General features: G+C 58.0%; 18 protein-coding genes and 1 pseudogene. 14 read left to right on the plus strand and 5 right to left on the minus strand.

Annotated elements, in window-relative coordinates; all coding sequences use genetic code 11:
* The first annotated feature begins 270 nt into the window (after positions 1-270).
* Entirely contained in the window at positions 271-1,950 is a 1,680-nt protein-coding gene (locus GGQ68_RS13240; protein ID WP_183966736.1) for an AIPR family protein, read from the plus strand.
* 181 nt (positions 1,951-2,131) lie between these two features.
* Here the strand turns inward: GGQ68_RS13240 and GGQ68_RS13245 are convergent, their stop codons facing one another.
* A complete protein-coding gene (locus GGQ68_RS13245) occupies positions 2,132-2,737 on the minus strand; it encodes a helix-turn-helix domain-containing protein (RefSeq protein ID WP_183966737.1) in 606 nt (201 codons plus the stop codon).
* Positions 2,738-2,972: 235 nt separating this feature from the next.
* On the opposite strand from GGQ68_RS13245, the gene GGQ68_RS13250 reads away from it, so the two are divergent.
* The 6 genes from GGQ68_RS13250 (at position 2,973) to GGQ68_RS13275 (ending at position 9,276) form a co-directional block, all read left to right on the plus strand.
* Positions 2,973-3,215, plus strand: coding sequence for a helix-turn-helix domain-containing protein (locus tag GGQ68_RS13250; protein ID WP_183966738.1), 243 nt, complete (start codon positions 2,973-2,975; stop codon positions 3,213-3,215).
* Between the two features lie 200 nt (positions 3,216-3,415).
* On the plus strand, positions 3,416-4,108 hold the full coding sequence (locus GGQ68_RS13255; RefSeq protein ID WP_183966739.1) for a TnsA endonuclease N-terminal domain-containing protein: 693 nt from the start codon (positions 3,416-3,418) through the stop codon (positions 4,106-4,108).
* Positions 4,108-6,267, plus strand: coding sequence for a Mu transposase C-terminal domain-containing protein (locus GGQ68_RS13260; protein ID WP_183966740.1), 2,160 nt, complete (start codon positions 4,108-4,110; stop codon positions 6,265-6,267). Before GGQ68_RS13255 ends, GGQ68_RS13260 begins: the two co-directional genes overlap by 1 nt.
* On the plus strand, positions 6,248-7,216 hold the full coding sequence (locus GGQ68_RS13265) for a TniB family NTP-binding protein (protein WP_183966741.1): 969 nt from the start codon (positions 6,248-6,250) through the stop codon (positions 7,214-7,216). The genes GGQ68_RS13260 and GGQ68_RS13265 overlap by 20 nt, the downstream gene beginning before the upstream one ends.
* Positions 7,209-9,053, plus strand: coding sequence for a TniQ family protein (locus GGQ68_RS13270; protein ID WP_183966743.1), 1,845 nt, complete (start codon positions 7,209-7,211; stop codon positions 9,051-9,053). The genes GGQ68_RS13265 and GGQ68_RS13270 overlap by 8 nt, the downstream gene beginning before the upstream one ends.
* Positions 9,043-9,276 carry a hypothetical protein gene (locus GGQ68_RS13275; protein WP_183966744.1) on the plus strand — a complete coding sequence of 78 codons (234 nt, stop codon included), beginning with the start codon at positions 9,043-9,045 and terminating at the stop codon, positions 9,274-9,276. The genes GGQ68_RS13270 and GGQ68_RS13275 overlap by 11 nt, the downstream gene beginning before the upstream one ends.
* A 638-nt stretch (positions 9,277-9,914) precedes the next feature.
* On the opposite strand, the gene GGQ68_RS13280 is transcribed toward GGQ68_RS13275, so the two are convergent.
* Complete coding sequence (locus GGQ68_RS13280) at positions 9,915-10,337, minus strand: hypothetical protein (RefSeq protein ID WP_183966746.1); 423 nt, start codon at positions 10,335-10,337, stop codon at positions 9,915-9,917.
* 952 nt (positions 10,338-11,289) lie between these two features.
* On the opposite strand from GGQ68_RS13280, the gene GGQ68_RS13285 reads away from it, so the two are divergent.
* The 6 genes and pseudogenes from GGQ68_RS13285 to GGQ68_RS13310 all read left to right on the plus strand — a co-directional run bounded on the left by GGQ68_RS13285 (position 11,290) and on the right by GGQ68_RS13310 (position 17,491).
* Positions 11,290-11,451: a hypothetical protein gene (locus tag GGQ68_RS13285; protein ID WP_183966748.1), complete on the plus strand. Its 162-nt coding sequence runs from the start codon at positions 11,290-11,292 to the stop codon at positions 11,449-11,451.
* 8 nt (positions 11,452-11,459) lie between these two features.
* Positions 11,460-12,869 (plus strand): anti-phage deoxyguanosine triphosphatase, encoded by a 1,410-nt coding sequence (locus tag GGQ68_RS13290; RefSeq protein WP_246429364.1) that lies wholly within the window; start codon positions 11,460-11,462, stop codon positions 12,867-12,869.
* A gap of 62 nt (positions 12,870-12,931) precedes the next feature.
* Positions 12,932-13,724 (plus strand): annotated as a pseudogene (locus GGQ68_RS13295) (IS5 family transposase).
* A 248-nt stretch (positions 13,725-13,972) separates the two neighbouring features.
* Complete coding sequence (locus tag GGQ68_RS13300; RefSeq protein WP_183966752.1) at positions 13,973-15,205, plus strand: hypothetical protein; 1,233 nt, start codon at positions 13,973-13,975, stop codon at positions 15,203-15,205.
* Entirely contained in the window at positions 15,202-16,524 is a 1,323-nt protein-coding gene (locus tag GGQ68_RS13305) for an SNIPE associated domain-containing protein (RefSeq protein WP_343055938.1), read from the plus strand. Before GGQ68_RS13300 ends, GGQ68_RS13305 begins: the two co-directional genes overlap by 4 nt.
* 508 nt (positions 16,525-17,032) lie before the next feature.
* Positions 17,033-17,491 (plus strand): NUDIX hydrolase, encoded by a 459-nt coding sequence (locus tag GGQ68_RS13310; RefSeq protein ID WP_183966754.1) that lies wholly within the window; start codon positions 17,033-17,035, stop codon positions 17,489-17,491.
* Positions 17,492-17,505: 14 nt separating this feature from the next.
* On the opposite strand, the gene GGQ68_RS13315 is transcribed toward GGQ68_RS13310, so the two are convergent.
* The 3 genes from GGQ68_RS13315 to GGQ68_RS13325 form a co-directional block, all read right to left on the minus strand.
* Entirely contained in the window at positions 17,506-18,849 is a 1,344-nt protein-coding gene (locus tag GGQ68_RS13315) for a cytochrome-c peroxidase (RefSeq protein WP_183966756.1), read from the minus strand.
* A 213-nt stretch (positions 18,850-19,062) separates the two neighbouring features.
* Positions 19,063-19,584 carry a flavin reductase family protein gene (locus GGQ68_RS13320; RefSeq protein WP_183966758.1) on the minus strand — a complete coding sequence of 174 codons (522 nt, stop codon included), beginning with the start codon at positions 19,582-19,584 and terminating at the stop codon, positions 19,063-19,065.
* Positions 19,585-19,593: 9 nt separating this feature from the next.
* The gene (locus GGQ68_RS13325) at positions 19,594-20,487 is read right to left on the minus strand and encodes an aldo/keto reductase (protein WP_183966760.1); all 894 of its coding nucleotides are present in this window, start codon (positions 20,485-20,487) and stop codon (positions 19,594-19,596) included.
* A 153-nt stretch (positions 20,488-20,640) separates the two neighbouring features.
* Here GGQ68_RS13325 and GGQ68_RS13330 point away from each other — a divergent pair, with 153 nt between their 5' ends.
* The gene (locus GGQ68_RS13330) at positions 20,641-21,342 is read left to right on the plus strand and encodes a GntR family transcriptional regulator (RefSeq protein ID WP_183967016.1); all 702 of its coding nucleotides are present in this window, start codon (positions 20,641-20,643) and stop codon (positions 21,340-21,342) included.
* The last annotated feature ends 158 nt before the right edge of the window (positions 21,343-21,500 follow it).

The following is a 21,500-nucleotide window of genomic DNA, read 5'->3' on the forward strand; positions in this document are numbered from 1 at the left end:
CCACAGCGTCAACATGCGTACGCACCTCATGCCTTCAGAGGCAGGTGCGTCAGATTGCAGTTCGCACTGTTCGGGAAGCTCGGTTGAGGGGGCGGCGAAAATCACTTGTAGATTCAGCTTGTTATGTTCGCTAGAAGTTTCTCTTTAGTACTCTAGGCTATCAACAAATTAAGATCGGCATAGGATAATGAAGTTCGCAGCAATAGGGACTTGCTGAAAATCCTTTGCAGCACAGAAGCATCGATCCCAATCTGAGGATTAAACTACACCATGAATCCGATTTCAAAGATGGATTGGGAAATCATCGACGCGAGAGTGTCGAGAACCTGCGAGAAACATCAGTTTGCTAAGAAGACAGTGGGTTTCCTTGCGATCGTCTTGGGCCAAATTTTTCCTGGACATGATGATCAGCTGCAAGAGATTATCACCGATGGCCCCGACGATCGTGGGATCGACGCCGTTCATATCATTGAAAGCGAAAGCAGTGCCGAGGTCTTTCTGTTCCAGTCGAAGTATCGGGAGAGCCAAGGCACTTGCCATAAGACAATCAACGACACAGAAATTCTGAAAGTTTCCCTTTTCCTTAACGAGCTGTTCGAAAAATCAGAAGGTTTGGCTACCAGTGGGAATTTTCGGCTTCAGGAAGCTGTTCGACGAATTTGGGACCTCCACAACAAGGGCAAGATCTGCCGCTACAAGGCGATCTTCTGTTCGAATGGCGAGGGCTTCTCGACCTCAGCCTTAGGAATTATCGAGAGCATAAAGGCGTCACATTCATCTGTTTCGTTTGAGTTCTATGGCGGCCACAGTGTCATTCAGGCCATGGCGGGCGAAGGTCGAGCGCGCGCAGATGGTCAATTGCAGGTCATTGGCCGAGAAATCCTTGAGCGATCTGATGGTGATGTCAGAGGTGCGATTGCGTCAATTGATGCAATGTCCTTTGTCGATCTGATCACCGAAGATGATGGCGAAACCATCAAACGACACCTGTTTGATGACAACCTACGCGTGTTCCTCGGAAGCAAGGGCGGCTTCAATCAGGCGATCATTTCGACCGCGACCTCGAACGACAGCTACCTGTTCTGGTATCTGAACAATGGCGTCACGATTACCTGCAAGAGCTTTTCCTACAACAAGGGGCATACCAATCCGAAATTGGTCTTCAAAGACTTCCAGATCGTCAACGGTGCGCAAACCTCGCACTCACTAGTTGAGGCCGCGCGAACCGACCCCGAGGCACTGTCTGATGTTGTCGTAATGGTGCGCATGTATGCAACCGATCGGTCAGATATCGCGGAGAGGGTGGCCGTTGCGACCAATAGTCAGGCGCGTATTCAAAGCCGTGATCTCATGTCGAACCATGAAGTCTTGAAAAAGCTGGAGCTTGCGTTCAAGGAGAAGGGCTACTTCTTTGAGCGCAAGAAGAATATGCACTCTGAGCAGCCAGACGATAAGAGGATCGACGCCCTGAAGTTGGGGCAGATCATCTTGTCGTTTGATCTCAGAGAACCGGATCGGGCCAAGACTGAATCAGACTCAATTTTCGATGCCCGCTTCCAGCAGATATTTGGCAGCCGCCAGAACATCGATGAGTTGATCAAACTTTATCGGATCTATGGAATCATCGAAGAACTTCGCGATGCCTACCAAGCAAAGTTTGGCTCGTCGCCTGAAAGCGGACACGAGCATCAGTACCTAGTCTATGGGCAGTGGTTTATTCTCTTCGCGTGCAAGCTTCTCCACGTGAAGTCTCAAAAGGCCGAGGTGCCCGAGGGAGACTCCGCGCTTGAGCTAGTAGAGGAGGCCATTCGTCGTGTTGCGGCTGCCTGCAGCCAGCAGAAAGCGGTCGCTCACTATCAGATGTTCAGAAGCCCAAGAACCAAGGAACGCATTCTTGGTGAGATCAGCGCAAAGCAGATAGATTTCTTTGATCTCTTGGCGGTTTCGTAGTCAATTCTGGAGCTCAAGTTTGGTCGCGCGGATGGGGGGCAAAAATTGCCCTTACCGCGAGCCACTCATCGCGAAAGACCGGCGCGTTGCGTTTCTGGCAGACTACGGGGCACACTAGAGCATCCGTTCGCCCAGATCACAGTGAACGACCGCTTCCCGCCATATTGACCGCCAACGCGCCTTAGAGAGCCCTTCTCCCCCTATTGCCCGTTAGAATATGTCTGGCGGCCTTGAGTACGGGCAGCTCGGCAACGACTGAAAACAGGAAGAGCACGATCACACAGAAGGCTCCGATGAATGCCCAGTCCGTGCCGTTGACCCCGAAGCCAAAGGGGAGCCCCAGCCCCAGCGCGACATGCTTCGCGGCGAAGTACAGCGTTGCGCTGAGAAACGCGTAGTCGCGGGCTTTCAGAAGATGCTGGCCAAGGGGAGAGTAGTTCCGCTCCCTGGATTCCAGACCCTCTCTCCTAAGCTTCAGCCAGCAATCTTCCTCCGCCCCAGTCACTGCCGTTGCGCTTGGAGACAGCTCAGCGCCGTCCAGCCCAATCGCGGCGGCCATTTGGTCGCTGGCAAGAGGGTCGATCTTGAATAGCTGAATGATGGTCAGCCGCGCAGCCTGGGGCAGCTCGCGTTCCCCGTGCTCATAGCGGCGTAGGGTGCGGTCCGAGAACCCTATGGCCGCGGCGAACTGGGCTTGGCTCAGTCCCGTGGACGCACGAATGGCCAGGAGGTTGGCCGCACCAAGCCGCTGAGCGATCGATTCGTGATCTTCCTGTGGCGTGACCAAATCCGCTGATCCGATGTCTGAGCTGTTTACCCTTATCAGGAACCTTAGCTCGGAATGCTGGCCAGCGGTTAGGAAAACAAGGGCATCGGACCGTTTGGTCCGTGCGGACCAAATGGTCCGGGTGGTTTTTTGTTTTACGGCAATATCTTGAGAGATTGACTGCTTCGGATGGAGTTCCTTAGCTGGATGACGAGTCCGGCTGCTTTTGCTCTCTCAGAACCAGGAGATCGCCCCGATGCGCACCCCTACAAAGGCGGATTTAGACGCCCACGAGCGTCTGAAGGCGGAACTTCGGATCCGCGGAACGTCACTGGCGCAGATCTCGCGTGAACTTGGTGTCAGTGACTCTGCGCTGACCTTGGTCGGTAAGCGAATGTGTCGGTCTCAGCGCATCGAAGAAGCACTTGCGCAGGCCGTGGGCATGTCGCCGGAAGAATTGTTCCCCGTCCACGAAGAGGAAGGAATGACAATGACCTAGAAAAGCAAAGGGCCCGAGGAGTTGACGCTCCCAAGGCCCTTCAGGTGTATCAAGTTGTAGCCAGATACACCTCATTCATGACCCAACTTTCGGCCCCGGTCAAGCGTGCAGAGACTTCTGCGGGCCGGGGCTCCGTGTCTCCATGAAAGAGGACCCCGTTGCACCGGCAGGTATGCCTGCGGTGCCGGGAGCAACAGCCTATGTATGACGAAGATTTCGGGGGGCCGTACGCCCCGCCCGAGCGGACGCGCGCGACCCGGATGTTCCCGGCCCGATCGCGGGCGAGCGCACGAGGGTTTCTGGTCGCGAAACTGCGTGCCCAGGCCGCTTGGCGGCAGCTGATCTTCGAGAGCCACCTTGAGCGCAAGTGCCTCCTGGTGCTGCTCTCCCAGCATGCGGTCGTCGACGTCTGGGATCAGCCGCCTCAGATCACCTATAGAAATCAAGATGGGAAGCTGAAGCCTCACACCTTCGATTTCCTGGCAACGTTGGACGACGGCAAAAGGATCGCGATTGCCGTCAAACCGGATGGGCTGGTCGAACGAAATGGTTTCGACCGTGAGTTCGCGCTGATCAGAGCTCAGACCGCGAAGCAATTCGCAGACGACGCGCTGCTCGTCACAGATAGCAGCTTCTCCGCAGCCGAAGTGCGCAACGCGGAGCTGCTGCACATGTTTCGGCAGGTTGAGGATGCCGAAGCAGATGCGGCGGTTCAGCAGGTGCTCCGTGGCATGAACCGCGAAATGTCTCTGGGGCAGGTTGTTGCCGCGACCGGTCTGCGGGGGAGGGCATTCCGCGCAGGCTTCAAGGCAATCTTCGACGGGACCGCCATGACGAACGTGTCTGTTCCTGTGACCGAGGCCAGCATGCTCTTGCTGCCGGAGGTGCGCTGATGGCAGTCAGGCTACGTATCAGCAAATCAGATGCACTGGTCGTGGGCAGCACCGTGCATGTGGTCTGTGGCGTCTCGGATAGCACGCTCGAGCTGCGTCCATTGGACGGCAGCTCGGATTTGCTCTGCTTCAGCCATGCCGATGTCAAACGCATGATCGATGAGTGTAAGGCATCCATCGAGTACGGCTATTTTTCCGGTGCGCAAGCCGCGCGCCGCGCCTTGGCGAGCAGCGCGCTCATCAGCCGGATGGACGCAGCCGAAAAAGCCGAGATCTTCCGCAAGCAGCTCTATGTCGATTGTTTTCTCGAAGCGGAGGCGAATGGCGAGGTAAACCGCTCCAATGACCCCTGCGTCGCATTCCTCCCTCAGTTGGAAAAACGTGTCGAGGCCAAGATATTGGAGCAGATACGCCATGGTGGGGATGGGGCGGAGCTGGGGAAACTTCTCTCCAAGAAGCATCCCGGTCGCACGGCCCTAATGGCTTCGGTGCGACTTTGGCAGGAAACACGTGATCCCATGTGCTTCGTCAAGAAGAGCCGGTTTAACGAGGGCAATGCCAAGCGGGTCTCGTCTCAGGTCGAGAGTGCCATACAGGCTGCGATCAAGACATACCTGCATCCGGGCCGGGTCAACATCCGGCACATCGCGGATGAGGCAAATCGAATTATTCGTGAATTGAACAAGTCGCTTGCGCTGAGTGACCAGCTTCCGGAGCGGGAGACTTGCCAGAGTACGGTGCGACGACGCATCGCCGAACTCGACCAGTTTGAAACCTGCGCGGCTCGGGAAGGAGTAGCGAAGGCCAAGAACAAGTTGGGACCTTACGGTCAGGGTCTTGAGATTGAAGCCCCCTTGCAGCGCATCGAAATGGACGAGTGGCAGATCGACCTCATCGCCATGCTGGAAGAAGCCGGGATCGATGTCAGCGAGCCGAAGTTTGACGAACTTCGGACAGGGCGCTTCTGGGTCTGCGTCGCAATCGATGCCGCGACGAGGGTGATCTTGGCCATCAAGATGGCGAGAACGCCGAGCCACGAGACCGCACTGGCAACCCTATGGTTGGCCATGCGGAACAAGAGCGAGATATCCAAACAGCTGGGGTGCAAGACAGAGTGGAGCCAGCACGGCCACATTTTCAACGTGGTGGTGGATAACGGAGCTTCCTTCGTCAACCCGGAGTTCAAGGCGGCGCTCGCAGACCTCGGGATCGGGTATGAAGTGCTGCCAGCAGGTGTGCCCAAGCTGCGGGGACGCGTAGAACGCGTCTTCCGGACGTTCGTCACGATGCTCATGCCACTTCTGACCGGCAGAACGTTTAGCAATCCGCAGGAGCGCGGCGACTACCCGTTCGACAAGTACGTGGTTCATACCGCAGACAGCATTGTGGAACTTATGGTGCGCTTCGTCGTCGATGCCTACCACCATCGCGCGCATCGTGGCTTGGAATACGCGACACCCGCCGACACCTGGAACCGATTGATGGCGCTCTACGGGCATAGCCCGGCCAAATCACCTCATGTTCTCCGACATTTCCTCGGTATCCCGCAGAAGCGTCAGCTTGGTCGTCACGGCGTCCTAGTTTGCGGCATCGCCTACACGAGTCGCAAGCTCGCCGCCTTTTTCCAGCGGAGGGGGGCGCAGCAGATCGATCTTCGCATCGACCCTGAGGACATGGGGTACGTCTCTGCCTGGTTCGATGATGCATGGCACACCATTCCGGCTGGATTGCCGAATGCACGTGGAACTTCGCTCGCCGTTTGGGAAGCGACCATCCGGGAATTGCGACGGTCGAACAAGGCAGCCGCACGCCTCCATATCGAGGTCGTCGATGCCGCCCTCGAGCGCATCAAGCTGATTGATGATCACCAACGCGCGTGGCGCCAGATCGGGCCACTGACCGTGTCCGCAAAAGACATTCGCAGGGCGGAGCACGAAAGCTTCTACGGCCTGAGTTTCGGGATCGTCCCCGGCGAGGTCATCGAAAAACCGGCGGCCGCGGGGACGGCAAGCCTGACCAGCTCGCTCTCCGACATTGCTGCGTCAAAGGGGGCGAACATCCAGGGAGTGCCCCCGGTCGACGACTCTTCCGACCAGTTCCAGCTGCCGAATGATCCCGAAATCGAATGGAGATTCAGTGATGAAGACGAACAAGAGTAGTCCTGAGGTCCGGCAGATCATTCAGGACATTCGGGGCGCGTATGTCCCGACCATGGCCTACGACCGCCTCGATGAGTATTTCGAGCAGTTGCTCGAACAGAGGCGCGCGGACCTCGCCGAGGGCATTGTGTCCGACCTCAGGGGCATCGTCCTCGTCGGTCGCTCAGGGGCGGGCAAGACGACGGCAATTCAGGAGCTGAGGCGGCGCTACCGGAAAAGATTGGTGTATGACGACCCGGACGGCGTGAATGAGATGATCAGCCTCAAAGTGCCTTCGCCCGCTACGATGAAGTTTGTCGCGACGGCTGCGCTGCACGCGGCGGGCTATCCGCTTGTGCGTGACCGGTCCGCAGCGGTCATCTGGGGTCTCGTGAAGCAGCAGTTCAAATTGCGGAAAACCCTCTTCATGCACATGGACGAGGCGCAGGACTTGGCTCAGCACCAGACCGACAAGGAGCGGCAGGCCATCGTGAATACGCTCAAGTCCCTGATGGAGAACAGTCAGTGGCCCGTCGGCCTCCTCCTGACCGGCATGCCCGGCCTCAAGTCGATTATCAATCAGGACGCGCAGCTGGCACGCCGCATGTACCCGATCGAGATCGAACGCTTGTCGCCATATGCAGGGCAGGATCAGGTCCTTGGCCTTGTGGCGCGTTACTGCGACAGGGCGAAGGTGCAGCGTGACGACGATGTCAGGGAGGCGGAGTTCGCGACACGTCTCATGCACGCGGCGGACTACGAGTTCGGGTTGCTCGCTCAGTTCATCGTAGAGGCGCTGACGCGCGCTCTCCGGGCCGACGGCTTAGAGGCATGTCTGTCCAGGCGGCATTTCGCGGAGGTCTATCACATGCGAACTGCCGTCGGCCCGGGACTGAACCCGTTTCTCGCCGAGGACTTCCACCGGATCGATCCGCGCCGGTGTTTCGATGATGGGGGTGACGATGCCTGACGACGACATGCACAATGTGCGACTGGCGCTGACCGTTTCTCCGCTCAATGGGGAGACTCCCGCAAGCATCGGCTCACGGCTCGCTGCCCGAAATGGCGTCAGGCCACGAGACCTTTGTTCCGACATGGGCATGCGGTGGCCGTTTCTTTGTTCCGGGCACCCGGACCAGCTTGCTCTGCTCGCCGACGTCGGGGACCTTGAGTTGTCTCATCTTGAGCTTTGGAGCGCAGCGCAGGTTCGGACCGGTCACTACCGGGTCGGCCGCACCAAGAGCAGCACGGGCGTGTTCCGGCGCACGTCCAGCCGGGTTTGCCCGACATGCATCGAAGAGGTGCCTGCGGAAATGGGTCGGTATGGGGCGCATCAGCTGCTCGAGTGGAATGTCCTGTGCCTTTCCGGGTGCGCGCGCCACAAAACGGCTCTTCTGGACCTGCCGCGTGCTGCAACCTCGCATGAAACCTACGATGTCGTGGCCCAGGTCGATCTCCACCACGATCTGGTGAAGCAGGCCGCGGACCGGCAGCAGGCATTTGAGCCCACCAAGTTTGAAACGTACGTCCGCGGCAGAATTTACGGGGGGCCACAGGATGACTGGCTCCGTGGTTTGGAGCTCACTCATCTGCACGGTGCATGCATGACGCTGGGCGCGGTCATCTGCGGCGCGCCATTGCAGCATTTCTCAGCCTACGGTCAGGACCAGGAGCGCGAGTTTTGCGTTGAGGGGCTTCGAGTTCTTTCCGCCGGTCCAGAGAGCCTCCTTCGCTGCATGGAGGAGCTAAAAGCGCGCTCCCGCTCGCGCCGGCCGTACTATTCGACTGACCTCGGCGCGTTCTACCATTGGCTCCGCGCCGCACACGAGCGCCCGGAGCTGCAAGGCCTAGTCGCCTGCGTCCATGCCTTCGCGGTGCGCAGCTACACGATGAAGCCCAACAGGCGCGTGTTGGGCAGGCCGGTGCCCGGTGTCCAGCGCATGTCATTTGATACAGCGCGCAGGCAAACCGGCCTTGGGGTCGCGCTGCTGAAGCGGCTGATCGGCCACGTCGATGGTCTTTCCGATACAGAGACTGAAGCCCTGACGGAAACGACGCCGGAGCAACTCGACAGGGCGATGGAATTCTGGGGCGGGTTGCGAAACCTCAAATCTACGGCTGCTGCACTGAACGTTCTGCCGACGCAGGTAAAGGGGCTCATCGACAAGGAAGTTCTGCGTTCGATCAGGTTCGGTACGGCGCTGCGCTATGTTTACGCGGAGGATGTGGGGCGGCTCTTGGCAGATGTGGCTGCTTTGCCAGAAGCGCCCGGCGTCGGGAGCTACCTCCCGCTTCGTGACCATTGCCGAAACCATCGTATTGGTTTGGTCCGCCTGATCACGCTCTGGCGGGAGGGCGAAATCGAGGGGCTCGCCCGTTTGGCAGACGTGACAGGCCTCCAGGCGATCCTCGTGCCACAAGAGGTTGAAGTCGGCGCGCGAGAGATCCTGTTCGCGCCGCGCGATCTGACGCCGCTTGAGGCCGCAGCCTACCTGAAGATCGGGGTTGGAGCCATTCGGGCGCTTCGGGATGCCGGGTATCTCTGCCAAGCGAAATGCGTGAACGCCGACACCAATCACCGACACGCCCTGATCACTCTGTCCAGCATTCGTGAGTTCGAGGCACGGTTCCTTACACTTGGGCAGCTCGCCAAGGCGTCGAAGGTGGCCCCGATCCATTTGGCACGGAGGCTGGATAGGGAAGGGGTTCCGACAGTCAGCTGCGGGGGGCGACATGTTCGAGCCTATGAGCGATCGCAGGTTGCCGCTCATGGAGCACCCATGAGGATTTCGAGCGATGGACGATGACATCGAACGCCTGAGGAGCTTGCTCTTGGCCATGAACGAGGTGGATGTGGAGGCTGCGGAGTATCATAAGCTACGGGCCCAGTTAATTTCCGAACTCGTTCGGATGCGGGCAGAACAAGACCTGCTCGAACGGTTGCGGCCAATTCAGGATCAGGTTGAGCGCATCGGCACTCGAGACCCCGACTTTGACCTGAAGAGCTTCATGGATGCTAGTTGGGAGTAGCTGGCGAAGGTTGCTAGTAGCGAGGGTCATGGTATGGCAGCGACGCGAGGGCTCCGGTCGTGCGCCGCATCTGGCTCGGGTGGCAGCCTAGCGCTGGAAGGGGATATATGCACCCGCGGCATGAGAGGCGGTCAGGCGCAGGCCTCGGACCTCGCTCGGAGTCCGCGATGCAGGTCAGGAGGCACCCCGACGGCACAAAGACGCGCGCCTCGTTCGGCGTGGAGTTGACTACCGCGTTACATCCGGCGCTAGACAGCCGCTTGCCCTTGCGCTCCCGAGATCATCGTTGAAAATATCAAGAAATGGACTTCCACAGCCTCCGCTCTTTGGTGCAGCGGTACACCTCAAGGAGCGCTCTCTGTGCAGTTGAGCCATCAAGGCAGATCGGGTCGACTTCCACTGGTGGGAAACCTATAGCGGCGCAAGCAATCGACATTTGGTTGTCACCAAACTTTGGGATACGATCCTAAGAACGGCATGGTAAACATGTCAACTTACTGAGAAGGCACAGAAAGATGGCGTTGGGCGGTTCGAAAAGTAAGTCTGATCAACCTGACGGAGCGGTCTTTAGGAAAGATGAGTCCCTAGACCGGCTCGCAGCTACATGCAACGTAGCGCAGTTTGTAAGCTTCGCGCCTTCAGTCGACGGACCCGCACAGCAATTCTGCCGCATTGCAGGCTTCGAGGCCAACCACCAGTTCGAGTCCGTCGTCGATGCCATACAAACTCTCATCGAACGCTGCGCTGAACGGACGGTAAACATTCGTAGCTTCAGCGCTTATCAATCCCAAAGCCGCGAGTTCATATATGGTGTCGATAATGTTGCTGCTGCAGTCGCCGCTGTTGAGCGCATCGCCAATGAAGGAGCGTTCACAATTGTCAACGAAACGATTGATGTCTCGGATGGAGGCGTCTCTGGAGTCGTAATCGGCGACGTAGTTGAATTTCGTCCCGATATGACTCCTAGGGGCGTCGAGAAACCAGGCTTCGCCCGGCTTCCCACGCAGGGGGCGATACAGCTTTTCAAGAAGGTCTATGGAGTAGATGTAGACTTTTCCCATGGCCGCAACGGCCGCTTAGAGTTCAGTCTTCATCCTAGACCTCGGGGATGGAAAATGGACAACGTGATCTTTTGGGAATACGCTGAGGACTTCGCTCCCGGAGGGCCGGTAAGGGTGGAGTGGCCTAACGATTTCAGTCGCATGATAGGTGACAAGGCCTATGGACTTCTGATTGCGGATATCAATGGGTTTCCGGTGCCGAGAACCACGGTGATAGGTCGACGGGTAGCGCCATTTTCTTTCGGACGGCACACTGGTCTTGAAGAAGTGTGGATACGGACCAGCCCGAGTGAGCAGGTCCCCGGAAAATTCACTACAGCACGTGGATGGAAAGATCCGTTTAAATTGCTCCAAGCTGAGGATCCTGACGGGACCGCTATCTCTGCGGTGCTTTCGCAGCAAGGCATTGCGGCTCAGTGGTCCGGAGCCGCCATCGAGACATCGAGTGGAGCTCTGGTGGTAGAGGGAATAAGCGGAACTGGAGACCACCTCATGGTCGGACAGGCGGATCCTGAAGTTGTGCCAGAGGAAGTCCTTACGAGGGTTCATGACCTATATGCTCGGCTTCTGGCCGTTTTCGGGGCCACGAGATTCGAGTGGGTCTTTGATGGAAGCGAATTGTGGATAGTACAACTGCATAGCGGCGCTAGCGTGTCCGATGGGGACGTCATCGTGCCTGGCGAAGCTATGGAGTGGGCTGACTTTGATGTTAGTCGAGGGCTGGAGGCGCTCCGGTTGCTATCCTCCGAGCTAGAACCACACGTTGGTGTCATGCTTGATCGAAGGATCGGGTTGACCAGCCACTTGGCCGATGTCCTGCGTAAGGCCGGGGTGCCCGCGCGAGTGCGGCCACGATAGCACTGCTTCAGTGCATGACTACAAGTCAGGCACTGGATTAACCTGCGCACGACCGTTATGAAAAAAGGCGCTGCGCTATTTGGGAGAAAAATAAATGGCTTATTCGGCAATTTTGGAAGCGCGACAAGCGGTAGAGGCAAAGCAGGACAATGTTCGCGAAGCAGTGCGGCTCGGACTTCAGATGAAGCGGGAAGAAGAGGCTAGGAAGGCCGCACTCCGGCAACAGATTCCTCTTCCGCATGCAAGCCAAGAATGAGTAAAAGCATGTATAGGGATGAAGACTGGCAGCGTCAGAATGGCGAAGTTGCGGAAGTCGATGCTTGGCGACCGCCTATTGTCAGAGACTACGGTAGAATTATTCACAGTGCCAGCTTCAGGCGGCTCCAAGGCAAAACACAAGTTTTTCCTGGGCACGAGTCTGACTTTTTTAGAAACCGTTTGACTCACTCACTAGAGGTCGCGCAAATCGCAGAAGGTATCGCCGACCGTTTGAATCATGTGTACAAGAAAGAGCTAGAGGGGCAAGAGATCAACAGTAGGCTGTGTGCGGCCGCGGCTCTTGTGCATGATATTGGGCACCCACCGTTTGGGCACAACGGCGAGCGGGCACTCGATAGAAAGATGAAAGAATATGGCGGATTTGAGGGAAACGCACAGACGTTACGAATTTTAAGCCGACTTGAAAAGAAGGAGACTTATCAAGAGCCTCTAGATGGCGACGAGCGCGCGGGGATGAATTTATGCTTCCGCACACTTGCGGCCGTCCTGAAATACGATTCAGAAATTGAGTTTGAACGGCCTGAAGCCAAAAAACCAAAAAAAGGCTACTACGCATCTGAAGCTAAAATCGTCGAAAAGATAAAGCTGAAAGTTTTGGGTGGAAAGCCGCTGCCACCCGACGTGAAATTCAAAACTATCGAATGCGCCATCATGGATATCGCAGACGATATTGCCTATTCTGTTTACGATCTTGAAGATAGCCTCAAGGCTGGTTTTCTCACGCCCGCGTCTATTTTGGCGACTGATGACGAGTTGCTCAAGAAAGTCGCCGCGACCGTATCAAAGCAGCTTGCGGGAGAGTATGATGGGGATATTTCTCTTCAGAAAGTCCAAGCCACTTTGGTTCGCATTTTCGGCGATATCTTTGCTGCGAGAGAGAGCAATGCCTCACGTACGGCGGATGACGAACGGCAGGATGACATCTCCAATTTCATCTATGCTATGAGGGCATCCCGAGATTTGCACATGGACGCAGGGAGAAGGATGAAGCTTTCTTCTGAGCTAGTTCATGAGTTTATGAACGGGGTTGAGTTGGAGGTGAATGAAGAAATCTTACCTCTCTCTAAGGTGAAACTAGTAGAGAAGACTCGTATCACTGTAGAAATCCTTAAGCAGTACACCTATCTCTCGACGATTTACTCAAACCGCGTAAAACTCGGCGAGTATCGCGGAACCGAATTGGTTACAGACATCTTCGAGGCTCTTGAGAGGGAAAACGGACAATTGCTCATGCCAGATGACGTGCGCAAGCAAGTCCAAGACGCCGAAGGCGACAAGGCGCTGAAGGCTCGCCATATTTGCGACTTTGTCGCAGGCATGACGGATCGATATGCTATAGAATTTTGGGCAAGGCTTAGGTCCGACGCAGCCGAAAGCATGTTCAAGCCTATCTAGGGTCAGGACCCATTGATTTGGTTGGGCGAGCGTGATTCACCGTTCGGAAACGAGCGGTGAACATGCCTGATCTTTTCTGGTTGAGCGATGCGCAGATGGCGCGTCTGGAGCCTTACCTTCCCAAGTCGCACGGCAAGCCTAGAGTTGATGACTGGCGTGTCCTGACCGGGATTATCTTCATCAATCGCAATGGCTTGCGGTGGCGAGATGCGCCGAGGGAACGCGGCCCGCACAAGACGCTCTACAACCGCTGGAAGCCTTGGAGGTGAGTGGCCAAACGCCATTGGTTCGAGAGAGGCCACGAGCGGGGGGGCTTCGCCCGGATCATGGCGGGGTTGGCGGTCGAGCACGGTGAGGAGACGACCGTGATGATCGACGCAACTCATCTGAAGGCCCATCGTACGGCGTCCAGCCTGGGCGTCGAAAAGGGGGCGTGGGCGTCTGATTGGCCGAACCAAAGGCGGCATGAATGCGAAGCCGCACGCGGTCTGCGACAGCCAGGGCCGGCCCATGGACCTATTCCTGACCGCCGGACCCATCAGAGATTACATCGGGGCGCGTGCCCTGGTCAGCGGGTTGCCCACGGTGAAGTGACTGCTCGGAGATCGTGGAAATGATGCCGATTGGTTCAGAGAAGCCTTGCAGGACAAGAAGATACGTCCTTGCATCTCGGGCCGGAAAAAACGGACAACGCCCGTCTGGTACGGCAAGCGCAGATACAAACGTCGCAACCGGATCGATATCAGTTTCGGCAGGCTCAAGGACGGAAGGAGGGTTGCGACCCGTTATGACCGCTGCCCACAAACCTTCTTCTCAGCAATCGCACCCGCGGCGACCGTAATCTTTTGGCTTTGAGAGAGAACGAGTCCTGCCCCTAGGGTGCCTCAGTTCACTGGCGCGCTCAGCCCATTCCTGCCGTTCACCAGACAGGTCATCGCTGCGGCGCGGCTCTCTCACAGCGGATCTTGGTGATAAGCGCCGGACCTGGCGGCTCCGAAACCACATTGATGCTTCGCGCTGCCGACCTATGGCAAGCCAGTCGTAGACAATAGGACGTGGTGGGATAAGCTTAAACAAAATTGTCGATTAAGGGGTAAGTACCTTTGGCCAAAAGTTTACTGAGTGTCACGCTGAAGGCTATGAAGGCCGCGGAAAAAGATCGTGTTCGTCGCGCAAAAGCTGCGGAACGTCGTGACCTCGCCGAGCGGAGAGAGGCAGCACGTCAGGCGAAGGCTTATGAAGCCAAGGTCCGGAAAGCAGAGGTCACGGATGAGCGGGATCGAAAAGCTCACGAGAAGGCGGTTAAAGCCGCACATGCCGTGGCCCAGCAATCCGAGGTCGAACGAATGAATTCCGAAGTTGATGCGGTCTTTGATGATCTGGAAGGTCTACTGGCCGCCACGATCGACGTCGATGACCATATAGACCTTGACACTCTTCGAAAGCCGTTTGATGCGACACCATTCGACATGCCTGATTTGGAGATTCCCTTAGTCGCTCCGAAACGACCAAAGGTCCCATCCGAACCAACATACGTAGAGCCAGCGAAGCCCAAAGGCTTCTTCGGTAAGAGGCGGAAGCTTGAGGAAGCGCGTGCCATGGCGCGGCAAACTCACGAGACGCGAAAAGCGGAGTGGGCCAGTGGGGTTTTGGCCTTAGAAGAAAAGTACGCAATCGAATTGGCCGCCTATGAGCAGGCAGAGGCCGAAAGGGTTGATACCCTGGCAGCAGAGAAAGATCGGTTCCGGCGGGAACTGGACGATTACAACCAGTCCATCGACCAATTCATTACGAACCTTTCCTATGGAGACGCTGAGGCGGTTCAGGAGTACATCTCGCTCGTCGTCGAGAATTCCACCTATCCCGATCACTTTGAAGTCACCCATGAATTCTCGTTCGCACCTGAGACAGCCGAGCTTCGGATGAGTGTGACGGTCCCAACCCCAGACAGCTTTCCGGCGGTAAAAGGGTACAAATACGTAAAGACGTCCGATGAGATACGCGAGGTCCCATTGTCCCAGACGGAGATCAAGAAACGGTATGCCAGCGTTCTGCATCAGGTCGCGATCAGGTCGCTCCACGAGGTGTTCGAGGCGGACAGGCGCGGGCTGATCCGAACGATCTCGCTCGAGGTCGGCACGAAGGCACAGCACCCTGCCACGGGACGGCTCGATTTCCTTCCCTTTGTAGGTGTCAGCGCTGAGCGTGACAGTTTCATGGAGTTCGATCTCTCCGGCCTTGTCCCGCTGGCAACGTTGAAGCATCTCGGCGCCGCGATCTCCAAGGACCCCGTCGCCCTGGTCGCCGTCGATGTGAAAGGAGTGCGCAAATCGTGACGAAAGGACCGACGTTTAATCCGCCGCCTGGGTGGCCCAAGCCACCTAAGGGGTGGACGCCACCAAAGGACTGGAAACCCGACCCGAGTTGGCCCGCCATGCCTGAGGGATGGGAGCTCTGGGTATTGGACGCCGGCGACACGCCTCAGGCAGAGCCAGCGATCGAGTTGGATAGTGATCCGACTGACTCGGAAATGCCGCCTAACGAGCTTTTCGCGTTGAAGGCCGAAGTGGCGATGCTGCGGGCGCAACTGGCCGACAGTTCGACTGCTGCATCGGAAACCATCTCCCTCGACGACCAGAAGATCCTGCAGGACATCGGGATTTACCGATACCATCATCCCCTCGAGAATGCCGCAGGATACAGAGCCGAACTTGAGCGGATCGAGGTTGAGATCGCCAAGATCGTGCGGGAGCAAAAGGCCATCGAGCTCTCGTCGACATTCACGTTCGAGAACTCCTTGGCGGCAGGCCGAAAGCTATCGAACGACCTGGGAAAGCTGATGCTCCGCGCCTACAACGCTGAATGCGATAACTGCATCCGTTCACTTCGCAACGGAAATCCGGGCGTGGCCAAGAAGCGGCTCGAAGCGTCACGAAAGGCGATAGCGAAGCTGGGCAAAATCATGGAGATGCAAATCAGCGCGGGGTACCATGACCTTCGGGTCCGAGAGATCGAGCTTACGGCCGACTGGCTAATGAAGAAGCAGGAAGAAAAGGAAGCGGAGAAGGAGAACCGGGCGAGAATTCGTGAGGAGAAACGGATCGAGAAGGAGTTCGCCGAAGAGCGCGAGCGGCTTGCTAAGGAGAAGAGCCACCTCGAGAATGCCATTGAGGCCCTGCGGGAGAAGGGAGAGAGAAACGCTCACTTGGAGGAGAACCTTTTGGCGTTGGAGGACGCCATAAAGCAGAACGAATACCGGCTGGCAAATATTAGGTCCGGATATGTTTACGTCATTTCCAATCAGGGTGCGTTTGGCGCGAACGTCGTCAAGATTGGATTGACGAGGCGGCTTGAGCCAAACGACCGGATAACGGAGCTTGGCGGCGCGTCCGTTCCCTTTCGGTTCGATGTTCATGCCCTTTTCTTTTCTGAAGACGCCGTGTCGTTGGAGAATGAGCTCCACACCCATTTTCGGGACAGTGCTCTGAATGCGGTGAACGCCCGCAAGGAGTTCTTCTTTGCGACACCTGCCGAGGTTCGCGACGTCCTTATGGACAAGGTCGGAAGCCTTCTAGAGTTCTCGGAGGTAGGTGAATCTCTTGAGTACCATCAGTCTAGAAAATACTGGCCGGACCGACCGGCGGAACTAAACTAGGGCATGGCTCCTCCGGGCCGACGGTCATCGTCGGCCCGCAGTCAAATCTTCTGGCCGCTCGCGCCCTTTCCGATCATCTACATGTACGTAAACTCGGAAAATTTACACCTTCGAATGCCTGATTTCGCACACGGAGTATCTCAAGTGCCAAAGGCGGAGAGTGCCCAAGTTCCGCCCCTTCGTCCCGGCTCCTGCCGCCAAGCAGCGCCTGCCTCTAGTGCCCGCTTAGGGCTGCCTGCGGACAGGTGTCACGTTACCAAGACGCCACGATAGATGACGGCCTGTACCTGGGTCAGAAATGCTTGGCGTTTGGGTCGGGATTGCTTGGCAGAGTATGAGTGGGCGACCAAGATTTTAAGGCGATCCCCGGCGCCGAGAGTCGCTTTAGCAAGACATTCGACATCAAAAGACCGTGTCAGTTCGCTGACACGGTCTTTTCATTTGTCGCATATATAGTTCCTGAGACGCACGCGCTGCGTTTGCCAAACTGCGGCTTCGGGAGGGGCGCATGCCTGAGATCGGAGAGCAGATTGCCGCATTGCCCCTGCGCTGGGTCGATGACGGACGGGTGCGGGTTTTGATGGTGACCTCTCGTGACACCGGCCGTTGGGTCATGCCCAAGGGCTGGGAAATGGACGGCAAGAAGCCGTGGCGCGCGGCAGAGATCGAAGCGCTCGAAGAGGCAGGGGCCGTCGGCTACATCGCCTCGGAGGCTTTGGGCACCTATCGCTATCCCAAGATCATGAAGGACGGGCGCATCGTGCCCTGTACGGTGCGTGTCTACCCAATGATCGTCCAGAAGCTCAAACCGGATTGGAAAGAGCGTAAACAGCGCGACCGGCGTTGGTTCACGCCGAAAGCCGCAGCGAAAAGGGTGGTCGAGGACGAGCTGGCCGAGATCCTGATGTCATTGCACCGTGACTCGATGCAGGCTGGTGTGCGCGACCTCATGAAGAAGGCGCCCTGAGGCGCCCGCTTCGATCAGTCGACTGGCAAGCCTGACGGCACCGTGTCAGGGCGGCCCATCGGGCGTTGCAGGGCGGTTTCTCCGGTCAGTGCGTGCAGGAAAGCCTCCAGCGCATCAATGTCGGCGTCGATCATCTTGACCGGTGTGATGTCGAGCGTGGAGATCTGGCGCTGCTGTTCCTCGCCGTGTGCGACAATCGTGAAATCGTCTTTGGCCAGCCACGGCACGTCGGGCAGGCGGGCCATGCCCGGGGACCACTTGGCGCGGGTGGTGACAGGATCGCACATATGGCGAATCATCTCGCGCAGGCTGTCATATGCGCCGTTGTGGCCCCACGGTCCCGAGAGCGCCACGTTGCGCAGGCTGGGCGTGCGGAATTTGTAGGCGTCGGCGGGGTCGCGGGTGGTTTCCATCCGTCCCATGTCGCGCGGGAGATCGTTGCCGTCGAATTTACGGCCCGGCCCGAACTGCGGCACCCCCGCAGCGTAGAAGTTCTGATCGGTGAACAGCGGCCCGGCGTGACACCCTGAACAGCCGGCATCGCCAAAGAACAGCGCGCGCCCACGTTCGGCGAGCGGCTCCAATGGTGTGCCGTCGCGGACGTAGGCGTCATACGGGCTGTCGAAACTCTGCCATTCCCTGCCTTCAAAGGCTGCGATGGCGTTGACGATATGGGTGATCGAGATGTCCTCGGCGCTGTTCACATCGGGATAGGCGATGCGAAAGGCGGCCTCGTAGCCCGGTTTGTCGCGGACACGCTGCGTGATGACCTGCCAGCCTTCGGTGAAGCTGACGTCAAACGCTGCGGCGACCTCGTTGTCCTCGGCGTGTCCTTTCATCTCTGCCGCGGAGGTCATGGGAAACAACGCCTGCGCCGCAGCGATGGAGTTCAGGCCGAGCGGGGTCTGATCCTTGGCGGGTGTCCTGAAGCCGGACGGCTGGTCGGGGTCGGCCTGAAGGCGGCCGTCGTGAAACAACGTGTGGCGGTCTTTATGGCCAACATTCCACAGGGCAGGGGCGTTGCGGGGAATGCGCTCGTGAATCCGGGTCGAGCCGATGGAGGCGGAGCGCCGGGCGGTCCCGAGGCCAAACCCGCCTTCGCCAATCCCCAGGCTCAGACCATCGGTGCCGTTCAGGCTGTGATGGTGACAGGTTGCGCAACTGATGTTCATGTTCCCGGACAGGATCTTATCGTAAAACAAAAGCTGTCCAAGGCGCGCCTGCGCAGGATCAAACCGGGTGAAATCATCCGGCCCCATGGTGTCGGCCTGCGCGGCAGTGGCGGATACCCCGGCAAACAGGCAGGCAAAACGGACAAGTCGCCCCAGGGCGGTCGAAATAATGTGGATCGCAGGCATGGCAGACCTTTGACTAAGTTATGAAAGAACTACTGACTAAAATGTGATCTGGATGTGATCTGAAGGCAAGTCTTTGATTACCGGCTGTGTCGCCAGACTTACCCACAGAAATACGCGAAATCTAACCTGTTTGCGGGAATTGTTTCCGCTTTCGGTCCGGTGCGCTTCTAATCCGCCTGGTCAAGGGATCGCATGTCGCGTTCCGGCAGAGAATCAATCTGCTTCGGCAAGCCGTCCGTAGAACCCGGCATGGAACAGAAGCGGGGCGCTTGGCTGTCCTGCCGGACGGATGCCGACCCGTGTTACATGGCCTACGATAATAGTGTGGTCGCCTGCGTCATGCGCGGCTTCCTGCGTGCATTCGAAGCGCGACAGGCAGTTTTCGATCAGCGGCGTGCCATGCGCGTCGTAGGTCAGATCGCAGTGGTCAAAGGCGTCTCCCGACTTGGTGAAGCCGTTGCAAATCGCCTCCTGGTCCATGCCCATGACGTGGATGGCGAACCGCTTGGCCTGCACAAACATCGGGTGCCGGAAAGACTGCTTTGCCGGTGACCACAGCACCAGCGGCGGGTCGAGCGACACGGAGGCGAAACTGTTCGCCGTGATTCCCAACGGGCCGTCCGGCGTCGCGCAGGTGACAACACAAACGCCGGTGGCAAACCGCCCAAGCGCATCGCGAAACGCGCGGGGGTCGGCATCGGCGGGGTTGAATATATGTGGCGTGTGGTCTGTCATGCTGCAGACTTAGGGCACCTCATGCCCGAGGGCGAGGGTATAAAGTTCGAACCACGTCTGTCGATCAAGATTAACCTCCAGCGCGTCGCCAATCCGGGCAATGCGGCTCAGCGTGTTTGTGCCCAGAACTGGCAGGATGCACGCGGGGTGGCGCAGCAGCCACGCCACGGCGACGGCGGCCGCATCGGTATTCGTCTCTCGGGCGATTTGGTCCAGCCGGGCGCGCAGCGCTGCGGAGGATTCCGCAAACAGCGTGCCACCGCCCAGCGGGGACCACGCCATCACCGGATGCGCCTGACGTTGATGAAAGGCGAGGTCGCCATTGGTCAGCGGGGCATGATGCAGCAGTGAGACCTCAATCTGATTGGTGGTGAGCTGTGTCTCCATCCCCGATTGCAGCAGCTCCCAGTCCCAGGGGCGAAAGTTCGAGACGCCGACCGCGCGAACTTTGCCCGCATTGACCATTTCATCCAGCGCGGCGCCTGTTTCCAGGTGATCCATCAGCGGGTCGGGGCGGTGGATCAGCAACAGGTCGATGTAATCGGTCTTCATCAGTTTGAGTGAGGTGTCGACGGACTGACGAATATGGCGACGGGTGGTGTCATAATGTTTGACGCGGGCGCTGGCGTGACGGCCCACGGGCGCGACGATGTCACATTTCGTGACGATTTCCACCTTCCTGCGCAGCTCAGGGGTCAGCGCCTGTCCCAGGATGTGCTCGGCCATGTAGCCGCCGTAGATGTCGGCCTGATCCATGGTGGTGATGCCCTGATCGAGACATGCGTCGATCTTGGCGCGCACATGCTCCGGCGAGGTGTCGCGGTCATCGCCCAGCCGCCACATGCCGTATACAAGGCGGGAGAGGGAGACCTCGTCGGTCAATTGTACGCGGTTGAGTGTCATTGGGGGCGCTCCGAAACGTGGCTGTCCGGCACACTGCCACAGCACGTCCCGCGCCGGTAGATGCCGAAAGGCCCGCATGGCCGCCAAGAATTTCACATTGCACAGATCCGGGAATGCGGTAGCTCATTGGGTATGACCCTCCTCATGCCAGAGATGCCTGACCGCCACGCCTTGCCGCTGTACCTTCAGATTTCCGAGATGCTGATCCGCGACATCAACGCCGGACGGCTGGCGGATGGGGTGCGCCTGCCGCCGGAGCGCGCCTTTGCGCAGGAGTTGGGCATTTCCGTCGGCACCCTGCGCAAAGCGTTGGAAGTGCTGGTGCAAAAGGGGCTTTTGGAGCGTGTTCAGGGCTCCGGCAACTATATTCGGGCCAAGGTTGATGTGCAGGCGGTCTATGCCTTCTTTCGGGTGGAGCTGTTGGAAGGCGGCGGCCTGCCCACAGCGCAGGTTCTGGACGTCACGCGGATGCGCAAGCCGGATGATTTCCCTGCCTTTGGTCGAGGCCCTGAGGCACATCGCATTCGTCGCTTGCGCTTCCTCAACAAGGTGCCAGCGATCCTTGAGGAGATCTGGCTTGATGCGGAGTACGCGCCCCGGGTCACGCGGGCTGACCTGTCCGAGTCGCTTTACCTGTATTACCGCGACAAGCTGGGGTTGACTGTGCGTCGGGTCGAGGATCGCATGAGCGTCGCAGAGGTGCCCGCTTGGGCGCCGCTTGCCTATGGGGTGGCGCCGGGTGGATTGACGCTGTGCGCGACGCGGATCAGTTTCGATCAGGAGGGACGCCGTGCCGAAGTCTCGCGCGGTTGGATCGACACAAGCGTCGCCACCTATGTCGCGCGTTTGACATAAGGCGCGACGGTACGCTTTACACGCTAGGGTGTGTGCCACATTTTCAACACAGGCTAAAAGGGTTTTAGGGCTTACGTGCCACAGACCCCCGTCATTTGGGCGCCACGACACTTTGAATCTGGCGAATGTGGCGAAGTTACGGTAACAAAAAGTCAGAG

Origin of the sequence: Sagittula marina, assembly GCF_014196795.1 — a bacterium.
Lineage (GTDB): Bacteria > Pseudomonadota > Alphaproteobacteria > Rhodobacterales > Rhodobacteraceae > Sagittula > Sagittula marina.